The organism is Lentzea kristufekii, assembly GCF_033949925.1.
GTDB classification, from domain to species: domain Bacteria; phylum Actinomycetota; class Actinomycetes; order Mycobacteriales; family Pseudonocardiaceae; genus Lentzea; species Lentzea kristufekii.
In genome coordinates this window covers 282227-302284 of sequence record NZ_JAXAVV010000007.1, presented here as the reverse complement: position 1 = coordinate 302284, position 20058 = coordinate 282227, and the positions used below count along the sequence as shown (strand labels likewise).

At 70.5% G+C, this 20058-nt stretch carries 1 protein-coding gene (running past one end of the window); it reads right to left on the bottom strand.

Annotated elements, in window-relative coordinates; translation table 11 throughout:
- Positions 1 to 20058: the 5' portion of a hypothetical protein gene (locus SK571_RS16980; RefSeq protein WP_319985051.1), read on the bottom strand. The gene continues 9117 nt to the left of window position 1, outside the view; 20058 of the gene's 29175 nt are visible here — the first part of the coding sequence; its start codon is at positions 20056 to 20058; its stop codon lies beyond the left edge, outside the window.

Here is a 20058-nt window from a genome sequence, read left to right as displayed (position 1 = left end):
GCTGATCAGGTCCGGCGACGTCACGTAGGCGCCGCCGAGCATCGCGCCGAGGTTGTTGCGGATCTCGGTGGGGCTCAGGAAGTTCTGCAGCGCCTCACGGCCGGGCGAGCCGACCTTGACGATCGACGGGTGCAGCTCGCGCGCCACCTCGGCGAACGCCCTCGCGGGGTTGTCGACCGTCACCGCCTCGGGTGCGGGGTGTTCGAGCTTGGCGCCCCACTTGGCGACCGGCGGCGTGACCTCGGCGGACGTGTTGCCCGAGTTCGTGATCTTGGCCAGGTCGTTCGGGATCTGCAGCGTCACGTCGGTGCCGGTGCTGACCGAGGCGACGGGCCTGATCCCACCGCTGGGGTCGGCCAGCGTGATGTCGTAGGTGACGTTCACGGTGGCCTGCGTCGACCCCTCGCCCGCGCGGATGATCCGCTGGTCGGTGAGCGACGACGACATGCCCTGCGCCTGCGCCGGGGTGGCGAACTGCGCCTTGCCGCCGAGCGAGCCGTACGCGCCGAACCCGTTGCTGGCCGTGGCCGCGCCGCCGATGTCGTTGGCCGTGGCGACGGTGTGCGTGGCCGAGGACGAGTTGCCCGACTGGGCGGTCGCGTCGACCTTGACGCCCGGCGCGACGACCGGGGCGACGTCCGTCTGCGCCTGCATGGTGGCGCGGATGTTCGCCTCGTACCAGGTGTTGCCGATCTTGACCTGGAAGTTGCGGCCCTTGTCCAGGAACGACTCGAAGTCGCCCTTGATCGCCTGCTGGATGCGGGCGGCGTCGGCGGGCTTCAGGTTGTCGATGGCACCCGTGACGTTCTCGGCGCCGCGGACGTCCGTCGGCGCGATCGTGCCCAGCGCCTTGTTGGTCTGGAAGAAGTCCGGCAGTGCCTGCGCGCCCGGCATGACCTGGCCGACGCCCTGCGGCGCGATCACGGTCATCGGGATGACCGGGTTCGGCGTGGAGGACGGCGGTGCCGGCCGCGTCTGCACGTCGGACTCGGGCTCGGTCCACGCCGGAGCGTCCTGAGTGGACGGCGGCGCCTGCCGGGTCGGTGAGTCGTCGACGTCCATCGCGTCCGGGTCGTGCGGCGCGAAGGTCGACTTGCCGTTCGGGTTCGGCTCTGCCTTCAGGTGCAGCTCGGGCCCGGACGAGTCGCCGGTGAACGGCTGCAGGGTCGTCGGCGCCTCGCCGGGACGGTGGATGACCACCGGCCGGTCGAGCTGGGTGGCCAGCAGATGACCTGCCAGGTCCTCCGCGGCCCGCGCCTTGACGTTGTCCTCGGCCTTCGCCTTCGCGTCGGCCTGGTCCTGCTTCGCGCGCTCCTGCGCGTCCAGTTCGGCACCGGGCGTGCCCGTGTTGTCGACCGGGACGTGGGTGTTGCCGTCCTTGGGCTTGAAGCTGTCCGGGATGCGGGTCTGGGGCGCCGGGCCGGGTTCGACGAACGCGTTGACCAGGTGGCCGTTCTCCAGGCCGTGCTGCTGCCGGTACCGCGCGATCTTCGTGGTGACGTCGGTGGACGCGGACGCGCCCTGGTCGATCGTCTGCCGGCGCAGGTCGTTCGCCGTCTGGACGTCGCCTTCCGAAGCCAGCGCCCGCTGCGCCGCGTCGAACAGACCGTTCGGGCGCGGGGCCGCCGCGTACGGCAGGACGCCGTGCTCCAGCATGCCGAACGTGCGCGTGACGTTGCTGTTGTTGTCCGACAACGCCAGGCCGACCATCGCGGCCATCTTCTGCTGCTTGGTCGTGGCGTCGATCGGCGGCAGCGCGGCTTCCTTGGCCGCCTTCTCCGCCTTCTTCAGCGCCGCCTTGGCCTTCTTGTCGAGGTCCGCGTCCGCCTTGGCCTTGCCCTTGCCCTTCTTGTCGCCGGACGTGGACGGCGCGGGAGCCGGCTTCGGAGGCTTGGGCGGCAGGCCCGAGTCGATGCCGGCGTGACCGATGCCGAGCTTCATGTCGGTCGAGATCGCCTGGTTGAGCGTGTTCTTGTTCTGCCAGCCGAGCTTGCGCGCGTCCGCGTCGGACGGCCGCCAGCCGCCCTGCGTGGACTCCGGCTTCTGGCGTCCCGTCGCCGGGTCGTCCGTGTAGGTGTGGTGCTTGACCTGCTCGGGCTCGCGTTCGGTGTGCGGCTTCTTCTGGAAGTCCTTGCGGATCGACGCGGGCGAGGTGCCTTCCTTGGCCGCCTTGGCCTCGACGCTGGTCTCACCACCGAAGAACCGGTTCGGGACGTTGGCGATGTCGACGTGCGACTGGGGCCACCAGGTGCCCTTGTCCTTCGCGAAACCGAGTGCGAGACGGGACAGGTCCGTGCCGACCGCGCCGCCGACGAAGTCGTTCGAGAAGTTCTCTCCGCGGAACGGGTTGCGGTTGTTGGCGGCGTCGGTGGCGGCACCGGACTTGACGTCCTCGATGCGGGTACCCGTGTCGGGCTGCGCCACGGACTTCGCGGCGTGGATCTCGAAGATCTCGGTGGCCGCGAACTCGTTCATCGACTTGCCGAGCCCGTTGAACTCCGAGTCCTCCCTGCTGAACTTCACCGACGGGTCGACCAGCGGGACGACGGCGTCGACGAACAGGTTCGGCTCGGGGGAGTACGGCAGCAAGGGTTGCACGTCGGACTGCCGGACCCGCGCGTCCATGTCGTCGCGCATGGACTGCTCGAACTTCGCGACGAACTCGGGGTCGGTGAGCTGGTCCTTCGCGGTCTTCAGCTCGGCCAGCCTGGTGTCGATCTCCTTCTGCCGCTTGTCGAGCGACTCCTGAGCCTTCTGGAGCTTCTCGCCCTTGAGCTTGCCGCTGCCGACCTTGTTCCGGTCGCCGTTCAGCTTCTTCTGCTCGGCGTCGAGCGCCTTCGTCTCCTTCTGGATCCGTTCCTCGACCGCCGGGATGAGGGCGTCCGGGTCGCCGACCCGGTAGCCGCCCGCGTACATCAGGGGGCGGATCGGGCCGATCTCCGGCGAGGACATCGACTCCGTGAAGTGGTTGAAGACGTCCTTCTCGTTGCCGGTCACGAGGCGTGAGCCGGTGTCGAAGTCCTGGATCGAGATGTACGGGTGCGTGTCCTTGCCGAGCATCGCGCCGACGGCGAACTTGTTGGCGGTGCTGTTCATCGTGTTGTTGCGCATGTTCCCGTACGGGAACTTGGCCTTCGGCGCGGACGGCGCGGGCGGCAGCTGCACCAGCGCGATCGGCTCCGTGCGACCGGCGATCTTGGTGTTGGCGTCCGCGATGGCCTGTTCGAGGGCGGCGTTGTCGGCGGGTTTGCCGTTCACGCCGACGACGAACACCATGTTCTGCTTCAGGTCGCCGGCGTCCTTGGTGATCGAGTCGATGACCTTGTCGATGCCGTTGACCGGGTCGTTCAGCTGGCCGTGGCCGACGATCATGTTGACGACGAACGACGGCGGCTTGTTCTGGTCGATGCTCTGCTTGAGCCTGCCGATGTGCTCCTGCCTGGTGGGCAGCGGCACGGCGTGCTCCGCGAGCTTCGCGAACGCCTGGTTGTACTGGAAGTCGACCTCACCCAGCGACAGCTCGTCGAGCCGCGCGGTCAGGGTCTCGACGTCCGCCGAGGACGGACCCGCGACGTTGTTCGGGTCGAACTCGGGACCGTCGTACTTCGTCCTCTTGCCCTGCGGCTCGGTGTCCTGCTCGGTGTCGCTGTCGAGGTCGCTGAGCTCGCTGTCGCTGTCCACCGGCCGTTCGACGCGCTTCGGCTGGGGCCGGGTGTCGCCGTCGGGCGTGGTGCTCGGGGTGCCGCTCGGCGGCGCGGTGGCAGGGCCGGGCGTGTCCAGCCTGGTGTCGGGCACCATGACCTGGCTGTTGGCGGTGCGTTCGACCAGCCACAGGTGCCGCGGCCGCAGGCCCGGTTCCTTGCCGTGGACGTCGGCGCCCATCATGCCGCCGTCGTCCTTGTGCACGCCCGAGTTCGTGTCGTGCTGCTGGAACACGCGCGACTTGTCGCTGTACTCGTCCGGGATGCCGAGGTAGTGCAGCGTCTCGTGGGCGAGGACCTCGGGGCTGGTGTTCGGGTTCCAGTGCGTCTGGTCGACGTTGGGGTTCTTCGGGTCGATCTTGATGCTGGTGTGGGCGTCGGCCTTGTTGTCGGTGAACTCCAGGTTCAGGTGGAACCGGTCACCGCTCGGGAGCCGGTAACCCTGGTTCAGCAAGGAGTTCACGCCGTTGGTGGCGTTCTCCTTGACCTGCGCGACGACCTCCGGGTGGACCTTCGCGGCAGGGTCGACGTGCACCTTGACGGTGTACTCCTGCACGAAGTTGCCGGGGCTGGTCTCGATGCGGCGCAGGTCGTAGTTGATGAGGCCCTTGTAGGACTTCAGGTTCGACGGCGTGCTGTCGGTGCGGATGTCGTGCACGACGACGTCGACGGTGCGGACGTTCGCGCCGGCGCGGCGGTCGGCCCAGGTCGCCGGGTCCACCGGGTTGCTCGGAGCGAACCAGTCGGCGGTCCTGGCGGGGTCGTGGCGCCACGACTCGTCGGTGATGACGTCCTTGCCCCGGTGGGACTCCGGGGTCGGCGGGACCATCGCGGGCGGCGCACCGCCCGCGCGGACCTTCTTCGGCGGCGCGTCGCTCCTGGTGTCGGCGGCCTTGGTGTTCGCGTTCGCGGGAGCGGGACGCGACGAGCTCGTCTCGGCCCCGCTGCGGCTGGTCTCCGCGACGGACGAGTCCTGCGGCGGCAGCGACGGCGAGTTGGTGTCCGCCGTGCTGTTGGTGGTGGTCGTGCCGTCCGTGGGCGGCGCCGGCGGGGTCTGCGCGGCGGTGTTGAACGAGTCGACCTCGTTGTCCACCTTGGCCTTGGCGTCCCACCACAGCTTCTGCTTGGCGTCCGCCTCGCGCCAGGCGGCGTCGAGCCTGGTCTCCGCGTCCTTGATCGCCTGCTCCGCCGCGGTCTGCTCGGCCACGAGCTTCTGGCGGGCGTCCTCTGCGGCGGTGCGGGCGGCGTCGGCCTCGGCGGCGACCTGCTTCTGCGCCTGCAGTTCGGTGCGAGCATCGGCCGCGGCCTGACGGTCGAGGTCGAGCTGTGCGCGCGCGTCGTCGACTTGCTGCTGGGCGTCGGTCAACGCGGTGTGTGCCGCGTCGGCCTCCTGCGTGAGCCGGTCGATCTCCGCCTGCGGTGCACCGTTGCCCCGTGCGTCGTCGAGCGCGTTGTTGGACGTCATCACGTCCTGGCTCAGCGACGCCACCTGGGCGTTGATGTCCTTGACCGTGGCACGGGTGCTCGCCGCGTCCCTGATCGCGTTGTCGAACGTCGTCTGCAGAGGGATGACCTTCGCCTCGGCGTCGAGGTGCGCGTCGATCGCCGTGTTCAGGTTCACCGACGCCTCGGCCAGCGGCTGGTCGGTCCGCGCCAGCACGGCCGCGGCCTCGTTGATCCTGTCCTGGGCGTCGTGACGGGCCTTCTCGACGTCCTTCTCGGCGGTCCGCCAGTCGTCGGCCGCCTTCTTGACATCGGCCTGGGCGTCCTTGAGCGAGTCGCTGAACTGCTGGTTCAGCATCGTCTCGACCTCGGCGGCGGGCATGCGCACGCCGGCCGAACCCGGCACCGTCAGGTCGACCACACCGGTCTTGCCACCGATCGTCGCCACCACGCGGTACTCGACGTCGAACTGCACGAGACCGGTGCGGGGCGCGTCCTTGGGCTTGACGTTGGCGCCCTGGGCCTGCGACGGGCCGCCGGACACCGCGGAGGAGTCCTCGTTCGCGTGCCGCAGCTCCACGCCGCCGGTGCCGAAGTTGACGGTGTCGGTCGGGGCGCCCTGCTTGATCGCGGCGCTGCCCTGCGCGAGACCGACGGACACGTCGGCGCTGTCGGCGACCTTGGCCTCGCTGGAGGTCTCGGTGGTCTTCGTGACGAGCGGGTTCTCGATCTTGACGTCGTCGCTGAGGGACCCGAGCTGCGGGTTGACCAGCTTCGCGTAGACCTTGACGTCGGCGTCCTGCCCGAACGTCAGCGCCGCTTCCTTGAGACCTGGCACGTCGAGCGGGCCGGACAGCATCGACGGCAGGTGCGGCTGCAGGTTCTCCGGGCTCAGCGTGGAGAACAGGCTGTTGAGCGAGCCCGTGCCCTTGCCGGTCAGGCCCTTGCCCGCGCCCGCCTCCGTCATCGCCTTCACCGCGGCGTCGCGCAGGTCCTTGGCACCGCGCAGGTTCTCCACCGACGCGGTGGACGGCAGCTGTGAGGCACGGGTGTCGGCCTGGAACGCGGTCGTCGCGGCCGGGGTGCCGTGATCGCTGCTGCGCTTGCTGGCCGCGGACATGTAGGGCTGCGGATTCCCATGACCCGTGGTCGGCTGGGAGACCTTCTGGTTGTCCGCGTGGGTGCGGACCTTCATCTCCTGCGGGCCGCTCTCGGCCTTCGCGATCTGCTTGGTGCCCTTTTCGACGACGAGCTCGAACTCGACCGGCACGGTGTACTGCGCCGCCGGTCCGCTCGCCGTGCGGGTGTGGCTGAACGACTCGCTCGTCGAGTTCGTGACCGAACTGCTCGTGGAGGCACCGACGTTCGCGCCCACGCTGACACCCGCGGTGCCCGAGACCTTCGGGTTCGCGCTGCCCGGCGAGGCCAGGCCCGGTGCGCGCGCGCCGACGCCCCAGCCGGTGCCGCGACCCTGGCCGTCGCTGTCCTTGCGGGAGCCGCCGACGTTGTGCGACATGTCCACGCCGTCGTTGACGACCTGGTCGAACTGCGGCGTGCCCGCCTTGGCCCGCAACGTGACCTGGTACGAGTCCTTGCCGAACGTGCCGGGCTGGTGCACCAGCAGCGGCACACCGCCGTCCAGCGCGCTGTCGATCATCGCCTTCACGCTCGACGGCGAGTTGAGGTCGACGATGCGCTGCAGGTTGCTCATCGAGTCCTTGAGGACCGAGTCCGGGATCAGCGGGTCGCTGCCGAACTTCTTGGTCTTCGCGGACAGCTCGGTGGTGAGGCCGTTGACCACACCGGAGAGGTCCGGCACGGACTCCACGTTGGACAGACCGAGCGCGCCCGGCTCGTCGGGCGCCACCGTCGACGGCGGCGCCATCTTCGGGAAGTCCGGCTTGGGCACGCTCGACTCGACCTTGGGCAGGGCGCCCAGCTCGCGCGCGACGTCCTCGGACACCCGCACGAACACCGACTTCGGCATGTCCACCGTGACGCCCTCGGCGTTCGGCGTGCCTCCGTGCAGGAAGTTCCCGGCGCGGCTCTCGCCGACGATGGTGAACTGGGCGTCGATCTGGACCAGCACGGTCCGCGCCTCGCCGGGCGTGGTCCGGCCGCGGTCGACGGTGCCGCCGATCTCGTTCGACTTGGTCTTGCTGTCCGACCAAGGCGTGATCTTGCCGGTGACCGCGGCACCGCCGGACCCGCTGGGCTGCGAGGGGGTGCCGGCGGGCGGCGGGGTGACGTTCGGGCGCACCGGGACGTTGATGCCCGCGGTGAGGTCGACCGACCGGCTGGTCGTGGACGACTCACCGGCCTTGTAACCGCCGCTGACCGAGTTGTCCGAACCGGTGGTGTCCGAAATGGACACCAGCTTCGCGTCGCCCAGCTTCACGGACATGCCGATGGCACCGGACCGGTCGGTGACGCGCCGGTCGTACTTCAGGCCCTGCTCCTGCACACCGGTCTCGATGAGCCGCTGCAGGTTCGCCTTGATGTTCTCCGGGGCGAACATCTTGTCGATCTGGGCACGCGACGCGGTACCCGGCACGGTCAGCGCCGAGTCGCCGTTCGCGGCCCGGTTGAGCGCGTCGATCGCCTGGTCCCGCAACGCGGTCGTGTTCGCGACCGCCTCCACGTTGAGGAACTCCGGCGACTTCGGCCGGGCCTCCTTCGGGTTCAGCAGGTCCTTGACGGTCGGGGAGTTCTCGAGCGGCGTGGGCTTGGGGTCACCGGGCTTGAAGCCGTCGCCCGGGTTGTTGTCCAGGGTCGCGCCGTCCGACACCCACAGGTTGACCTTGCCGTCGATCTTGTCGAGGCCCGCCCCGGTCTTGGCGACCGTCGTCACCTCCGGCGAGTGGAAACCGGGCGCTCCGGGCACGAGGGTGCGCACCCACGTGCGGGGCCGGGTGAAGGTCGTGATCTCGACCTCGAACTCGACGTCGTTGGAGAAGACCTGGGAGTCCGGGCTGCCCGCGTTGGACGACGTGCTGGAGACCGCCGGGCCGGCCGAGGTCTTGTCCGTCCACGAGTGGCTGTAGGACACACCGGCCTGCGGCATCGGGGTGAGCGAGGCGACGCCGGTCTTGACCGGGATGTTCGCCCTGCCCTGCACGCCACCGGTCCAGCCCTTGGTGGTGCTGGTGTTCGCGTCGAGCTTCGGGCCGGTCGTCGTCGAGTCGCTGACCGCGTGCGCGTCGGCCTGGCCGAGGTGCTTCGGGTTGCTGATCTTGGCCTTGACCGTGACGTTCACGTAGGTGTTCGTCGTCTTGCCGGAGTTCTTCAGCTGCACCGAGACGCCCGGACCGAGCAGGCTGTCCATGTTCGCCTTGAGCGCGGCGGGGGAGAGCGTCGCGGCGATCTTGCGCTGGTTCGCGAGCTGCTCGGCGACGTCCGCGAAGCTCTGGCCCTTGCTGCTGCGCGGGTTCGCGTCCGGGTTGTTCCAGTTCGGCAGGAACTTCTCGAAGCCGGGCAGCTCCCGCAGCTTGTTCTCGACCTGGCCCTGCACCTTGGTCGCCGGCGTGAACTCGCCGACCTTGGCGTTGCCGGCCGCGAGCGTGTCGGCGACGAACGGCGGCAGGAACTTCTTGTCCGCGGTGGCCGGGTCGGTCGTGCTGTTCCTGGTTCCGTCGGGCGTGGGCAGACCCACCGCACCGGCCTCGTTGAGGCCCATGCGCATGTGGGTCGTGATCTCCATCGTCACGGGCTTGCCCGCGGGCCCCTGGACCTCGACCTCGGCCGTGACCTCGTACAGTCCGGTCTCGGACTTCACGCCGATGCCGGACTTGTGGTTGCTGCTCGACCCCGCGCTCACGCCCTCGGCGGTGCGCGTGGAGTAGGTCGCGGTGGCACCGACCGTGCCGCCGACCTGGCCGGGCACGCCGATGTTGCCGCCGAACCCGGCGGTGACGTCGAACCCGGTCTTGGTGGACGCGGACACACTGCTGCCCCAGGCGGAGGTGTCCTTGAGGTCCAGCGCGGCCTGGTCGCTCGTGCCGACCAGCTTCGCGTCCTTGAGCGTCGCGGTCATCTGCACCGCGCCGCCCTTGCTGGCGTGCGGGCTGAGCAGGTCGGGCGACGTGACGAACCCGCCGAGCATCGCCGGCAGGTTGTTGCGGATCGAGGTGGGGCTGAGGAAGTTCTGCAGCGCCTCGCGGCCGGGCGAGCCGATCTTCGTGATCGACGGGTGCAGCTTCTCCGCGACGTCGGTGAACGCCTTGCCGGAGTCCTTGACCACCACCGCTTCCGGCACCGCGTTCTCGACCTTGGCGCCCCACTCGGGGTCGGCCGGCGTGACCGGGTTCGAGGACTTGCCGGAGTCGACGATCTTGGTCAGGTCCGTTGGGACCTGCAGCGTGACCCCGCCGTCGACCGTGCTGGACGGCCTGGCGTTGCCGTGCGCGTCGGTCAGCGTGATCTCGTAGGAGACGGGGACGGCGACCTTCTTGGAGCCGTCGTCCGAGCCCTTGATCGCGCGCTGCTCGGTGATCGAGTTGCTGGTGGCCTGCGAGACCGCGGGCGTCGCGAGCGCCGCCTTGCCGCCCAGCGAGCCGTACGGGCCCATCGGGACACCGGCCGTCGCCGAAGCGCCGACGTCGTTGGACGTGGAGATGCTGTTCGTGGTGCCCGTGGACGCGGCGGCCTGGAAGTTCTTGTCCACCTTGGTGTCGGCCGCGTCGGTCACGGTCGTGGTGGCGTCCGCGTGCATCTCGGCGCGGACGTTCGCCTCGAACCAGGTGCCGCCGATCTTCACCTGGAAGTTGCGGCCACCGTCGAGGAACGTCTCGAAGTCGTTCTGCAACGCGTTCTTGATGCGCGCCTGGTCGTCCGGCTTGAGGCCCTGGACCTCGTTCACGACCGCGTCGGCACCGCGCACCTCGGTCGGCGTGATCGAGCCCAGCGCCTTGTTGTCCTGGAAGAAGCTCGGCAGGTTCGTGCCCGGGACCTGGCCGACCGGCTGCGGCGCCGTGGTGGTCATCGGGATGGCCGAGTTCGGCGTCGGCTTCGGCGGCGCCGGACGGGTCTCGACCTCGGGGGCCGAACGCGTGTCCGTGCCGGTGTTCTGGTTCGTGTCGGTGGTGGTGTCGGCGTTGGTGTTCGCAGGCGGGGCCGGCTGCGGTGCCGGACGGGTCTGGCGCGTGTCGGTGTCCACCGAACGGTCGGCGACCGGCGCGGGCCTGCTCTTCGACGAGCCGGGCTGGGCCGGCGGCACGTGCGGGCTGTACTTCGTCCTGCCGTTCGGCTGGGGCTCCGCCTTGAGGTGGATCGGCTGGCCCGGCTTCGCGTTCTTGGGCGCCTTGGGGTCGGGCTTGGCCAGGGTCGCGGGCTTCGGCCGTTCGACGAACGGGTCGTGCTGCGTGGACGTGCCGTCGGGGTGGTGGAACACGACGGGACGCTTGAGCTCGGTCGCGAGCACGCGTGCGGCGAGTTCCTCGGCCTTGGCGGCGACCTTGTTGTCGGCCACCTTGGCCGCTTCGGTCGCGGCCTTCTCCGCCGCCTGCTCCTCCGCGGTGGGCTTCGAGCCCTCCGTGCCCCGGTTGTCGACCTTCACCTCGCCGCTGTTCGGCTGGTACTTCGGGTCGATGTCGACGGCCGGCGTCGGGGCGGGCTCGGCGAACGCGTTGACCAGGTGACCGTTCTGGATGCCGTGCTGCTGCCGGAACTCCGCGATCTGGGCGGTGATGTCCGGTGACGCCGTGGCGGCCTTCTCCACCGTCTTGCCGCGGAGGAGCTCCGGCGGCGGTGCGGCCTTGCCGGTCGTCTTGCTCTTGCCGGCTGCCGGCTTCGGGCTCAGGGCGTCGTGGACTGCCTGGAACATGCCGTCGGGTCGCGGGTTGCCCGCGATCGGCAGGACCTGGTGCTGCAGCGCGCCGAACGTGCGCTGCACGTTCGCGTTGTTCTCCGACATGGCGGCGTCGAGCGCCGTGGCCATCTTGTGGTGCTTGGTGTCCGGGTCGACGTCCTCGGTCGGCGTCGTGTCGTCCGCGGTCTCGTCGACGTCGCTCGCGTCGTCGTCGATGTCGGCGTCCTCGTCGACGTCCGCGTCGTTGTCGGCGTCGTTGTCGGCGTCGACGTCCTGCATCTCGACGTCGGTGCCGGCGCTGCCCGGAACCGGAGAGGTGCTCTGGGGGTCGATGCCGTGGTAGCCGATGCCACCGGGCAGCGGCGCGGAGACCGCCTTGTTGAGGGTGTTCTTCTCCTGCCAGCCGAGCTTCGTCGCGTCCTCGACGGTCGGGCTCCACTCGGTGCCGATCGTCTTGGTCTCGCCGGTCTCGGGATCGAACTGCGTGCCGTGGATCTGGGCGGCCTCGCGCTGGGCGTTGGGCTTGCCGCTGAACTCCTTGCGGATCGACGCGAGGCTCGCGTCCGCCTTGGCCGCCTTCGACGCCTTCGGGGTGTCGCCGCCGAAGAGCCGGTTCGGGACGCCCTTCATGTCGACGTGCGACTGCGGCCAGGACTTGCCCTCGGTCTTCGCGAAGCCGAGCGCGAGGCGGGACAGGTCGGTCGCGACCGCGCCGTCGACGAAGTCGTTCTTGAACGTCTCGCCGCGGTACGGGTTGCTGTTGGTCTGGGCCTGGACGTTGATCGCGCCGTCGATGACCTCTTGCGAGGCGTTGTTCTCGAAGTTCGGGTCCGACGCAGCCGCGTTCTCGTTGGCGTTGATCTCTTCGGTGAGCCTCTTGAACTCCTGCAACTCGCGCTGCGTCGGACCTCGGCCCTCGGCCTTGGCGTCGTTGACGAGCTGGAGGCGCGCGTCCTTGAGGGCTTGGTTGGGGTCCGGCTTGGCGAACGCGTTGTTGTTGATGTCGGCGAGTTCCTTGCCCGCGAAGTCGTTCATCGACTTGCCGAGGCCGTTGTACTCCGCCTCGCCCGGGCTGAACTTCACGTTCGGGTCGACCAGCGGGACGGCCGCGTCGATGAACAGGTTCGGCTCAGGGCCGTAGGGCAGCATCGGGTTGGTGTTGCCCTGCCGCACGCGAGCGTCCATGTCGTTCTTCATGGCCTGCTCGAAGCGCTGCGCGAAGTCCGGCCGCTTGACCTGGAACTCGGCCTTGGCGAGGTCCTTCTCGAGCTTGGTCTTCTTCTTGCCCTTGAGCTCGGGCAGGTCGTTCTCGCGCTGCTTCTTGATGCGCGCCTCGACGTCCTTGACCAGCGCCGCCGGGTCGCCCACGCGGTAGCCGCCGGTGTACATCAGCGGACGCATCGGGCCCGCGTCGGTGTTCATCGAGTTGGCGACGTGGTTGAAGATGTCGGTCTTGCCGTCGGCGACGCGCCGCGAGCCGGTGTCGAAGTCCTGGATGGACAGGTACGGGTGGGTGTCCTTGCCCGCCATGGCGCCGACCGCGAACTTGTTGGCGTCACTGCTCATGGTCTGGTTGCGCATGTCGCCGAACGGGAACTTGCCCGTGGCGGGCACCTCCAGCGGCACCAGCGCGATCGGCTCCGACCGGCCGGCGATCTTCGAGTTGGCCTCGTTGATGGCCGCGTTCATCGCATCGATGTCAGCGGCTTTGCCGTTGACGCCGATGACGAAGACCATGTTGTCCTTGTGCTTGCCCGCGTCCTTGGTGATCGCGTCGATGACGCTGTTGATGTCGGCGTCGGGGTTGTTCGGGTCTGGGTTGTTCAGCGAGCCGTGGCCGACGATCATGTTGACCACGAACGACGGCGGCTTGTTGTTCTCGACGCTGTCCTTGAGCTTGCCGAGGTAGGTGTCCCTGGTGGGGACGTCGATCTTGCCTTCGCCCAGGTTCCTGAACGCGTTGTTGTACCTGGTGTTCGGGTCGATCTGGTCGAGCCGCATGTTGCCCATTTGCTGGGCGAGCGCGTCGACCTGGGAGTCGGTGGTGCCGTCGACCTCCATCGCCGTGTTGCCGTCCACAGTGGACGGTCCGGCTTCGGGCCGGCCCTCGGTGTGCGGCTTCTTGGTCGTCCGTTCGTCGGTCGGGGGGACGTTCACGCCGCCCTCGTCCTCACGGGCGCGCTTCGTCGGTGCGGGCCGCGAGTCGGTGTCGGACTTCGGTTCGGCCTTGGTGTCGGACTTCGTGTCGGCGTTCGGGTCGGCCTTGGTGTCCGCGTTCGTGTCCGTGCCGGTGTTCGTGTCCGCGTTCGGGGCGGGCGGCGTCGTGGTGGGGCTGGGCGTGTCCAGCCTGGTGTCGTGCACCACGGTCTGGTTGTGGGCGGTGTTCTCGATCAGCCACAGGTGCCGCGGCCGCAGACCGGGGTCCTTGCTCTTGTCGAGGACGTCGGCGCCCATCATGCCGCCGTCGTTCTGGTGCACACCGGAGTTGGTGTCGTGCTGCTGGAAGACGCGCGACGTGTCCTTGTACTCGTCCGGGATGCCGAGGTAGTGCAGCGTCTCGTGGGCGAGGACCTCGGGGGACGCGTTCGGGTTGAAGTTGTCCTGGTCGGTGTGCGTCTTGGTGTCGCCGACCGTGACCTGGGCGTGCGCGTCGGCCTTGTTGTCGGTGAACTCGACGTTGACGTGGAACTGGTCGCCGCTGGGCATGCGGTGGCCCTGGTTCAGCAGCGAGTCGACGCCCTGGGTGACCTTGGTCTTGAGGTCCTCGACGACCTTCGGGTCCGTGTTCGCACCCGGATCGAGGTGCATCTTGACCGTGTACTCCTGCACGAAGTTGCCAGGGGAGGTCTCGATGCGGCGCAGGTCGTACTTGACGATGCCCTTGTAGGAGTCGACGTTCGACGGGGTGCTGTTGGTCTTGACGTCGGCGACCTCGGTGTCGACCTTGCCGACGTGCGCGTCGGCCCTGCGGTCGGCCCACGTGCTCGGGTCGGCCGGGTCCTTCGGCGCGAACCAGTCCGCGGTCTTCGCCGGGTCGTGCCGCCACGACTCGTCGGTGAGGACGTCCTTGCCCTGGTGGTTCGGCGCGTCCAGCTTGGGCGGAGCGCCACCGCTCTTGATCTTCGGCGGTACGTCGGTCTTCGGCGCCGGCGCGGGAGGTGCCGGGGGAGCGGGCGGCGGGGTGTTCGCGGGCGGGGCACCGCGGGTGCCCTGGGTGTCCTGGCTGGTGCCCGGAGCGTTGGTGCCCGGAGCGTTGGTGCCCGGAGCGTTGGTGCCGGTGTTCGTGTCCGCCTGGACGTCGGTGGAGTCGTCGACGTCGGGCTCGGTGAGCATGCCCCACTCGGCGAGCTCGTCCTTGATCTCCTGGATCTTGGCGTCGCTGATCGGGCCGAGGACGGTCTCCAGCGTGTGCTTGGTCTCCGGGTTCGAGACGACGTCGACGAACGTGTCCGTGTCGACGGCCTGGTCCTTCGGGACGAGCCCGGCGTTGCCGAGGACGTCGAGCATCCAGGTGCCCTGGGACATCGGGTCGGCGGCCGGCGCGGGCTTCGACTCGACCTCGGTGGACAGCTGAGGGCCGTCCGGGTTGAGCATCGCCTGGAAGGCGGCGTCCTGCGCGAAGTTGGTCGCCCGGTTGTAGCCCTTCTCGTGGTCGAAGATCTCCGACGCGAGGGCGTTGGGGTCGTTGTCGTACTTGGGCGTGTTGTCGATCGTGCCCCAGAGGTTGTGCGCCCAGCTCTCGAAGTTCTGCTTGCCGTTCTTCGGGTCGTTGAACGCTTCGATCTGGGTGCCCTCGATGATCGGGCGGTTGAACTGCTGGCGGAACGCCTCCGCGACGTTCGCCGCGCCGTGCTGCTCGATCATCGCGGAGATCTCCGCGGTCCTCGTGTCGAGCACGACCGACGAGCGCAGCAGGTCGAGGCCTGCCTCGTTGTAGACGAACTTGCCGGGGTTGTTCTCGAGCGCGGCCTCGACGTCCATGGCCTTCGGGCTCGCGTTCTCCATCGCGTCCGTGGTCAGGTCGTCGAGCTGCGACTTGATCTCGGCGACGACCTCCGGGTCGATTCCGGTGTCGGCGTCGGCGTCCGTCGCGGCGTCGGAGTCCTTGTCCCCGCTGTCCTTGTCCCCGTTGTCCTTCGAGTCGTTGTCCGAGTCGTTGTCCGCGGGCGGAGGCGGCGGCGGTGCGTCCTCACCGCGCCCGCGTCCGTTGCCCTGGTCGCCGGTGTCCCTGCTCGAACCGTCCTTGCCCGAACCGCCCTTGTCGTTGCCGTCGGTGTTGCCGGGCGACGAGGGTGCGGGACGGGTGCCGTCCCTGCTGCCGCCGTCCTTGGGGTCGTTGCCCTTGGAGCCGCTGTCCTTCGAGTCGTCCTTGCCGTTGCCCGAGTCGGGGGGACCGTCGTCGTTGCCCTTGTCGCTTCCACTGCCGTTGTCGGCGGTGTCCGGCTTCGGCTGGGGGTTGTTCTCCGCGACGGCGTCCTTCAGCACGTCCCAGGCCGGCGTGACGCCGGGCTCGACGTCGTGGTCCCTGCGGGGGCGGTCCTGCGGGAACGTGTCCGGGTTCTGGTCGAGGATCTTGTACGACCCGTGCTCGGCGAAGTCGTCGAAGGCCTCGTTGCGGAACGCGTCGCCCAGCGGGTGCCTGAATGGGATCTCGTGCGTCTCGATGCTGTCCCGGAAGTCCTGGCGGGCATCGGCGCGGCCGGTGCCGTCGATGTACTGCTCGTAGAGGCCCTGGAACCTCGACCCCGGCTGCGCGGCGGCGTTGATCGTCTTGGCGATGTCGTTGCGGTTGGTCGCCTCGTGGATCGCGAACGCCTGCACGTGGGCGTCCGACCCGTTGTTGGTCATGTGCTGCTGCAGTTGGCTCTGCGCCGACACCAGGGACAGACCGCCCTGCGTGTAGTCGATCAGCAGCACGTCCTTGCCGGGGGGCAGGTCGCCCAGGAACTCGGCGAAGTGCTGGTCGAGCATGTCCTGCTGCTGGTCGGTCATCGGCTCGGTCTTGGGCTTGCCGTCAGGACCGTTGTACGCCGGGGCGAGGATCGAGTTCGGGTCGGAGGGCAGCGGCCGGAAGTTCGACAGCGGGATGGACACCGCGTCGTGACCCTGGTTCTGCAGCGCGGCGACCACGGCGGCCGGACTGCGGCCCAGGCCGACGTAGTTGAACTGCTCCGGCGGGTACTTGTTCGTGATGTCGGTGGCGAGGTCGTTCACCGCGTTCAGCACGTTCTGCTGTGCCTGGATGTTCTGCTCGGCCGCGACGCCCTGCATCTCGCTGTGGAAGTCCGCGGCGTTGTCGATGCCGTACACCTCGGGCTTGCGGTTGCCGCCGCCCAGGCCGGCGTCGTAGAGCAGCGGGTGGATCGCCGCCTCGACACTGGTGCGCGGCGGCACGGTGACCCCGTTGTCCGCCAGCCACTGCTTGGCCATGTACGGCGTCAGGCCGACCGTGGTGTTCTCGTCGACCCTGATGCCGACGAACTCCGACGCCGGGTTCGGCCCGTGCTTGAGGTCGCCGTCCGCGTCCGGCCAGTAGCCCGAGTCGTTCTTCGGGTCCTCGGCGCGGTAGCTGTCCACCCGCTGCTCGACCGTCTGGAACTCCACGGCGTCCTCGTACACCGAGTCGGTGTCGCTGTCCGTGTCGTTGTTCGGGTTGGTGCCGGACCGCGGGCCCTGGTTGTTCGGCGAGGCCGGGTTCGGCGTCGGCACGACGACCGGCGCCACGACGAGGCCGGGAGCGGGGGTGGGGTTCGCCGTGGTGTTCGGGTTCGGTGCCGCGCCGGTGGGCGGCTGGGGCGCCGGCCGCGTCTTGACGCTCGGGTCGCCGGGGTTGGGCGCGTTGGTGGGCGGGACGTCGGCGTTGGGGCTGCTGACCGGCGGGGTGTTGACCGGCGGTGCCGGGCGCGTCTGCGCGGGCGGCGGCGTGGCCGTGTCCGGGGTGGGCTTCGGCTGGACCGGGGGAGCGTTGGTCTCGGGCTTCGGCGTGTTCGCCGCGGGAACGGCGGTGTCCGGCCTCGGCGACGGCGTGTTCGCGGGCGGCACGTTCGTCGCCGGGGCGGGCGGCGGCGTGTTCGCCGGCGGGACGGTGGTCTCGGGCCTGGGGGCGGGGTTCGGGGTCTGGTTCTGGTTCGGCGAGGTGTTCGCCGGCGGGACGTTCGCCTCCGGCCGCGGCGACGGCACCGCGGTGGGCGGCGTCGTGGCGTTCGGCGGCGGGGTGTTGACCGGCGGGGTGCTGACGGGCGGGGTGCTGACGGGCGGGGTGGCGACCGGCGGCGTGTTGACGGGTGGGGTGCTGACGGGTGGCGTGTTGACGGGTGGGGTGCTGACGGGTGGCGTGTTGACGGGTGGGGTGCTGACCGGCGGTGCCGGGCGCGTCTGCGCGGGCGGTGCGTCGGTGCGCGGCGGCTGTGCGGACGGCGTCGTCTCGGGACGGGGAGACGGGGTGTTCGCCGGTGGGACGTTGGTCGCCGGGGCCGGTGAGGGTGCGTTGGCCGCCGGCGTGTTCGTCGTCGGGGTGGCCGGTGGCGTGTTGACGTTCTGGGTGGGCGACGGCGTGGTGACCGGTGGCACGGTGGTGGGCGGCGCGGGGCGCGTCTGTGCGGGCGGTGCGTCGGTGCGCGGCGGCTGAGCCTGCGGCGTGGTGTCCGGGCGCGGCGACGGGGTGTTCGTCGGCGGGACGTTGGCCGCGGGGGCGTTGGTCGCCGGGTTGGTCGAGGGTGCGTTGGCCGGTGGCGTGTTCGTCGCCGGGGTGGGCGACGGCGTGGTGACCGGTGCCGGGCGCGTCTGTGCGGGTGGTGCGTCGGCGCGCGGCGGCTGAGCCTGCGGCGTCGTGTCCGTGCGCGGCGACGGTGCGTTCGTGTTCGGTGCTGGCGAGGACACCGGCGGTGCGACGGGGGCCGGGCGCGACTGGGCGGGCGGCGGCACGTTCGTCGCGGGAGGCGGCGTCGACGCCGGGGGCGTGCCCGGCCTGGACTGGGCGGGCGGCGCGGTGTTCGGGGTGGCCGCCGGGGGAGCGGTGGCGGCCGGAGGCGGGGACATCGGCGTCGGCTTCGGTGCCGGAGGTGGCGTCGAGGGCGTCGTGGCCGGCGGGGCCTTGGTGATGGTGCTGTCGGGCGTCGGGGGCTTGGGCGCGTCGAACACGCCCTTCGCTCCGCCACCGGCAGGGCTGAACTTGCTGCCGCCGCGTTCGCCGCCGGTCGCGCCGGGGGTCGCCCCCGGTGCCATCGGCGGGGCCATGCCGGGTGCGGCCGAGGCGGGCGGCGTCACGCCGGGAGCAACGGCTCCGCCGCGCGGGCCCGCACTCTGCGGCGGGGTCGAGGTGACGGCGCTCTGCGAGCCGGGCGTCGACGGAGCCGGGGTGCCGGGAACGCTGGGAACACCGCCCGGCTTCGGCGTGCCGGCACCGGGGTTCGCGCCACCGGGGTTGGCGCCGGCGGGGTTGGCGCCGGCGGGGTTCGCGCCACCAGGGGTCGTGCCGCCGGGAGTCGCACCAGGGGTCGTGCCGCTTGCGGGCGGGACGAGCGGGGTGGGCTTCGGCGCGGGCGGGGGAGTCGAGGACGACGAGGGCGGGGCCTTCGAGATCGTGCTGTCGGGCGTGCCGGGCTTGGGCGCGTCGAACACGCCCTTCGCGCCGCCACCGGCAGGACTGAACTTGCTGCCGCCGCGCTCGCCGCCGGCCGCCGCGGGGTTCGCGCCGCCCATCGGCGGGGCCATGCCGGGCGCCATGCCGGGAGGCGTCGCGCCGCCGCGCGGAGGCGCCGTCACCGCGTTCTGCGGGCCGGGAGCGGTCGTGGCGGGCTTGGTGCCGGCGGTGTTGCCCGGAGTGCCGGGGCCGTTGTAACCGGGTGCCGTGGGCGTGAAGGGCGCGGGGCCCTTGGCGCCGCCGCCGGGTGCCGTGCCCTTGCCGCCGGGAGGGGTCGCGCCGACGCCGCCGGGAGTCGCACCAGGGGTCGCGCCGCCCTTGCCGCCGGGGCCGTTGTACCCCGGTGCCGTGGGGGTGAAGGCGGCCGGGCTCTTGACACCGGGAGTGGCCCCGGTGCCGCCCTTGCCGCCACCGGCGTTGGCGGGAGGGGTGTAACCGGGCGCGGTCGGGGTGAAGGGCGCGGGGCCCTTGGCGCCGCCGGGAGTGGCCCCGGTGCCGCCCTTGGTGGTCGGCACGGCGCCGGCCGCGGGACCGCCAGGGGTCTTCACGCCGGAGGTCGAGGCGCCGCCCGTGCCGCCCCTGGTGGTGGGCACCGGTCCGGCCGCGGGGCCACCCGGTGTGTTCACACCGGTGCTCACGGGGCCGCCGGTACCGCCCTTGATGGTGGGCACAGGCCCGGCCGCGGGGCCGCCCGCGGTCTTGACGCCGGAGTTCACGCCGCCGCCGGTGCCGCCCTTGATGTTCGGCACCGCACTGGCCGGACCGCCACCGGGCGTCTTGACCCCGGTCGAGGCGGGGCCACCGGTGCCGCCCTTGGTGGTGGGCACGGCGGCTCCGGGACCACCGCCGGGTCCCTTGGCACCGGTCGTGCTGGTGTCGGTGCCGCCCTTGATCGAACCGGGGCCCCTCGCCGCGCCCCCGCCGGGTCCCTTGGGACCGGTGGTGCTGGTGTCGGTGCTGCCGTTGATCTTCCCCGGCCCGTTCGCGGTGGGGCTGTTCGGCGTGAAGTTGCCCGACGTCGACGTGTTGCCACCGCGCACGTTCTTCGCGTCGGTGGTCGAGTCGATCGACTTGATGTTGGTCTGGTTGGTCTGGTCGACCTGCGTCGAGGTCTGGTGCGTGGCCTTCAGGTTGCTCTGGACGTCGGTGAACGCCTTGGCGCCCCGGTCGGCCTGGGAGATCGCGTTGTCGTTCGACGCGTTGAGCGCCGGCACCGCGAACAGGCCGATGGGGCCGAGCGCGTTGCCGCTGAAGTTCAGGCCCCGCAGGCCGGACGAGATGCTCGACAGCCGGGACCCCAGGTCACCCGCCTTGCTCTGCAACCCCTGCATCGAGGAGTCGTTCATGGAGAAACCGCTGTTGCCGGTGGGGCCGCCTCCGCCCGTTCCGCTCGTGGGCGGCGCCGAGGGGGGAGGATTCGCTCCCGGGTTCGACGACGGGTTCGGGTTGACGTTCCCCTTGGCCAT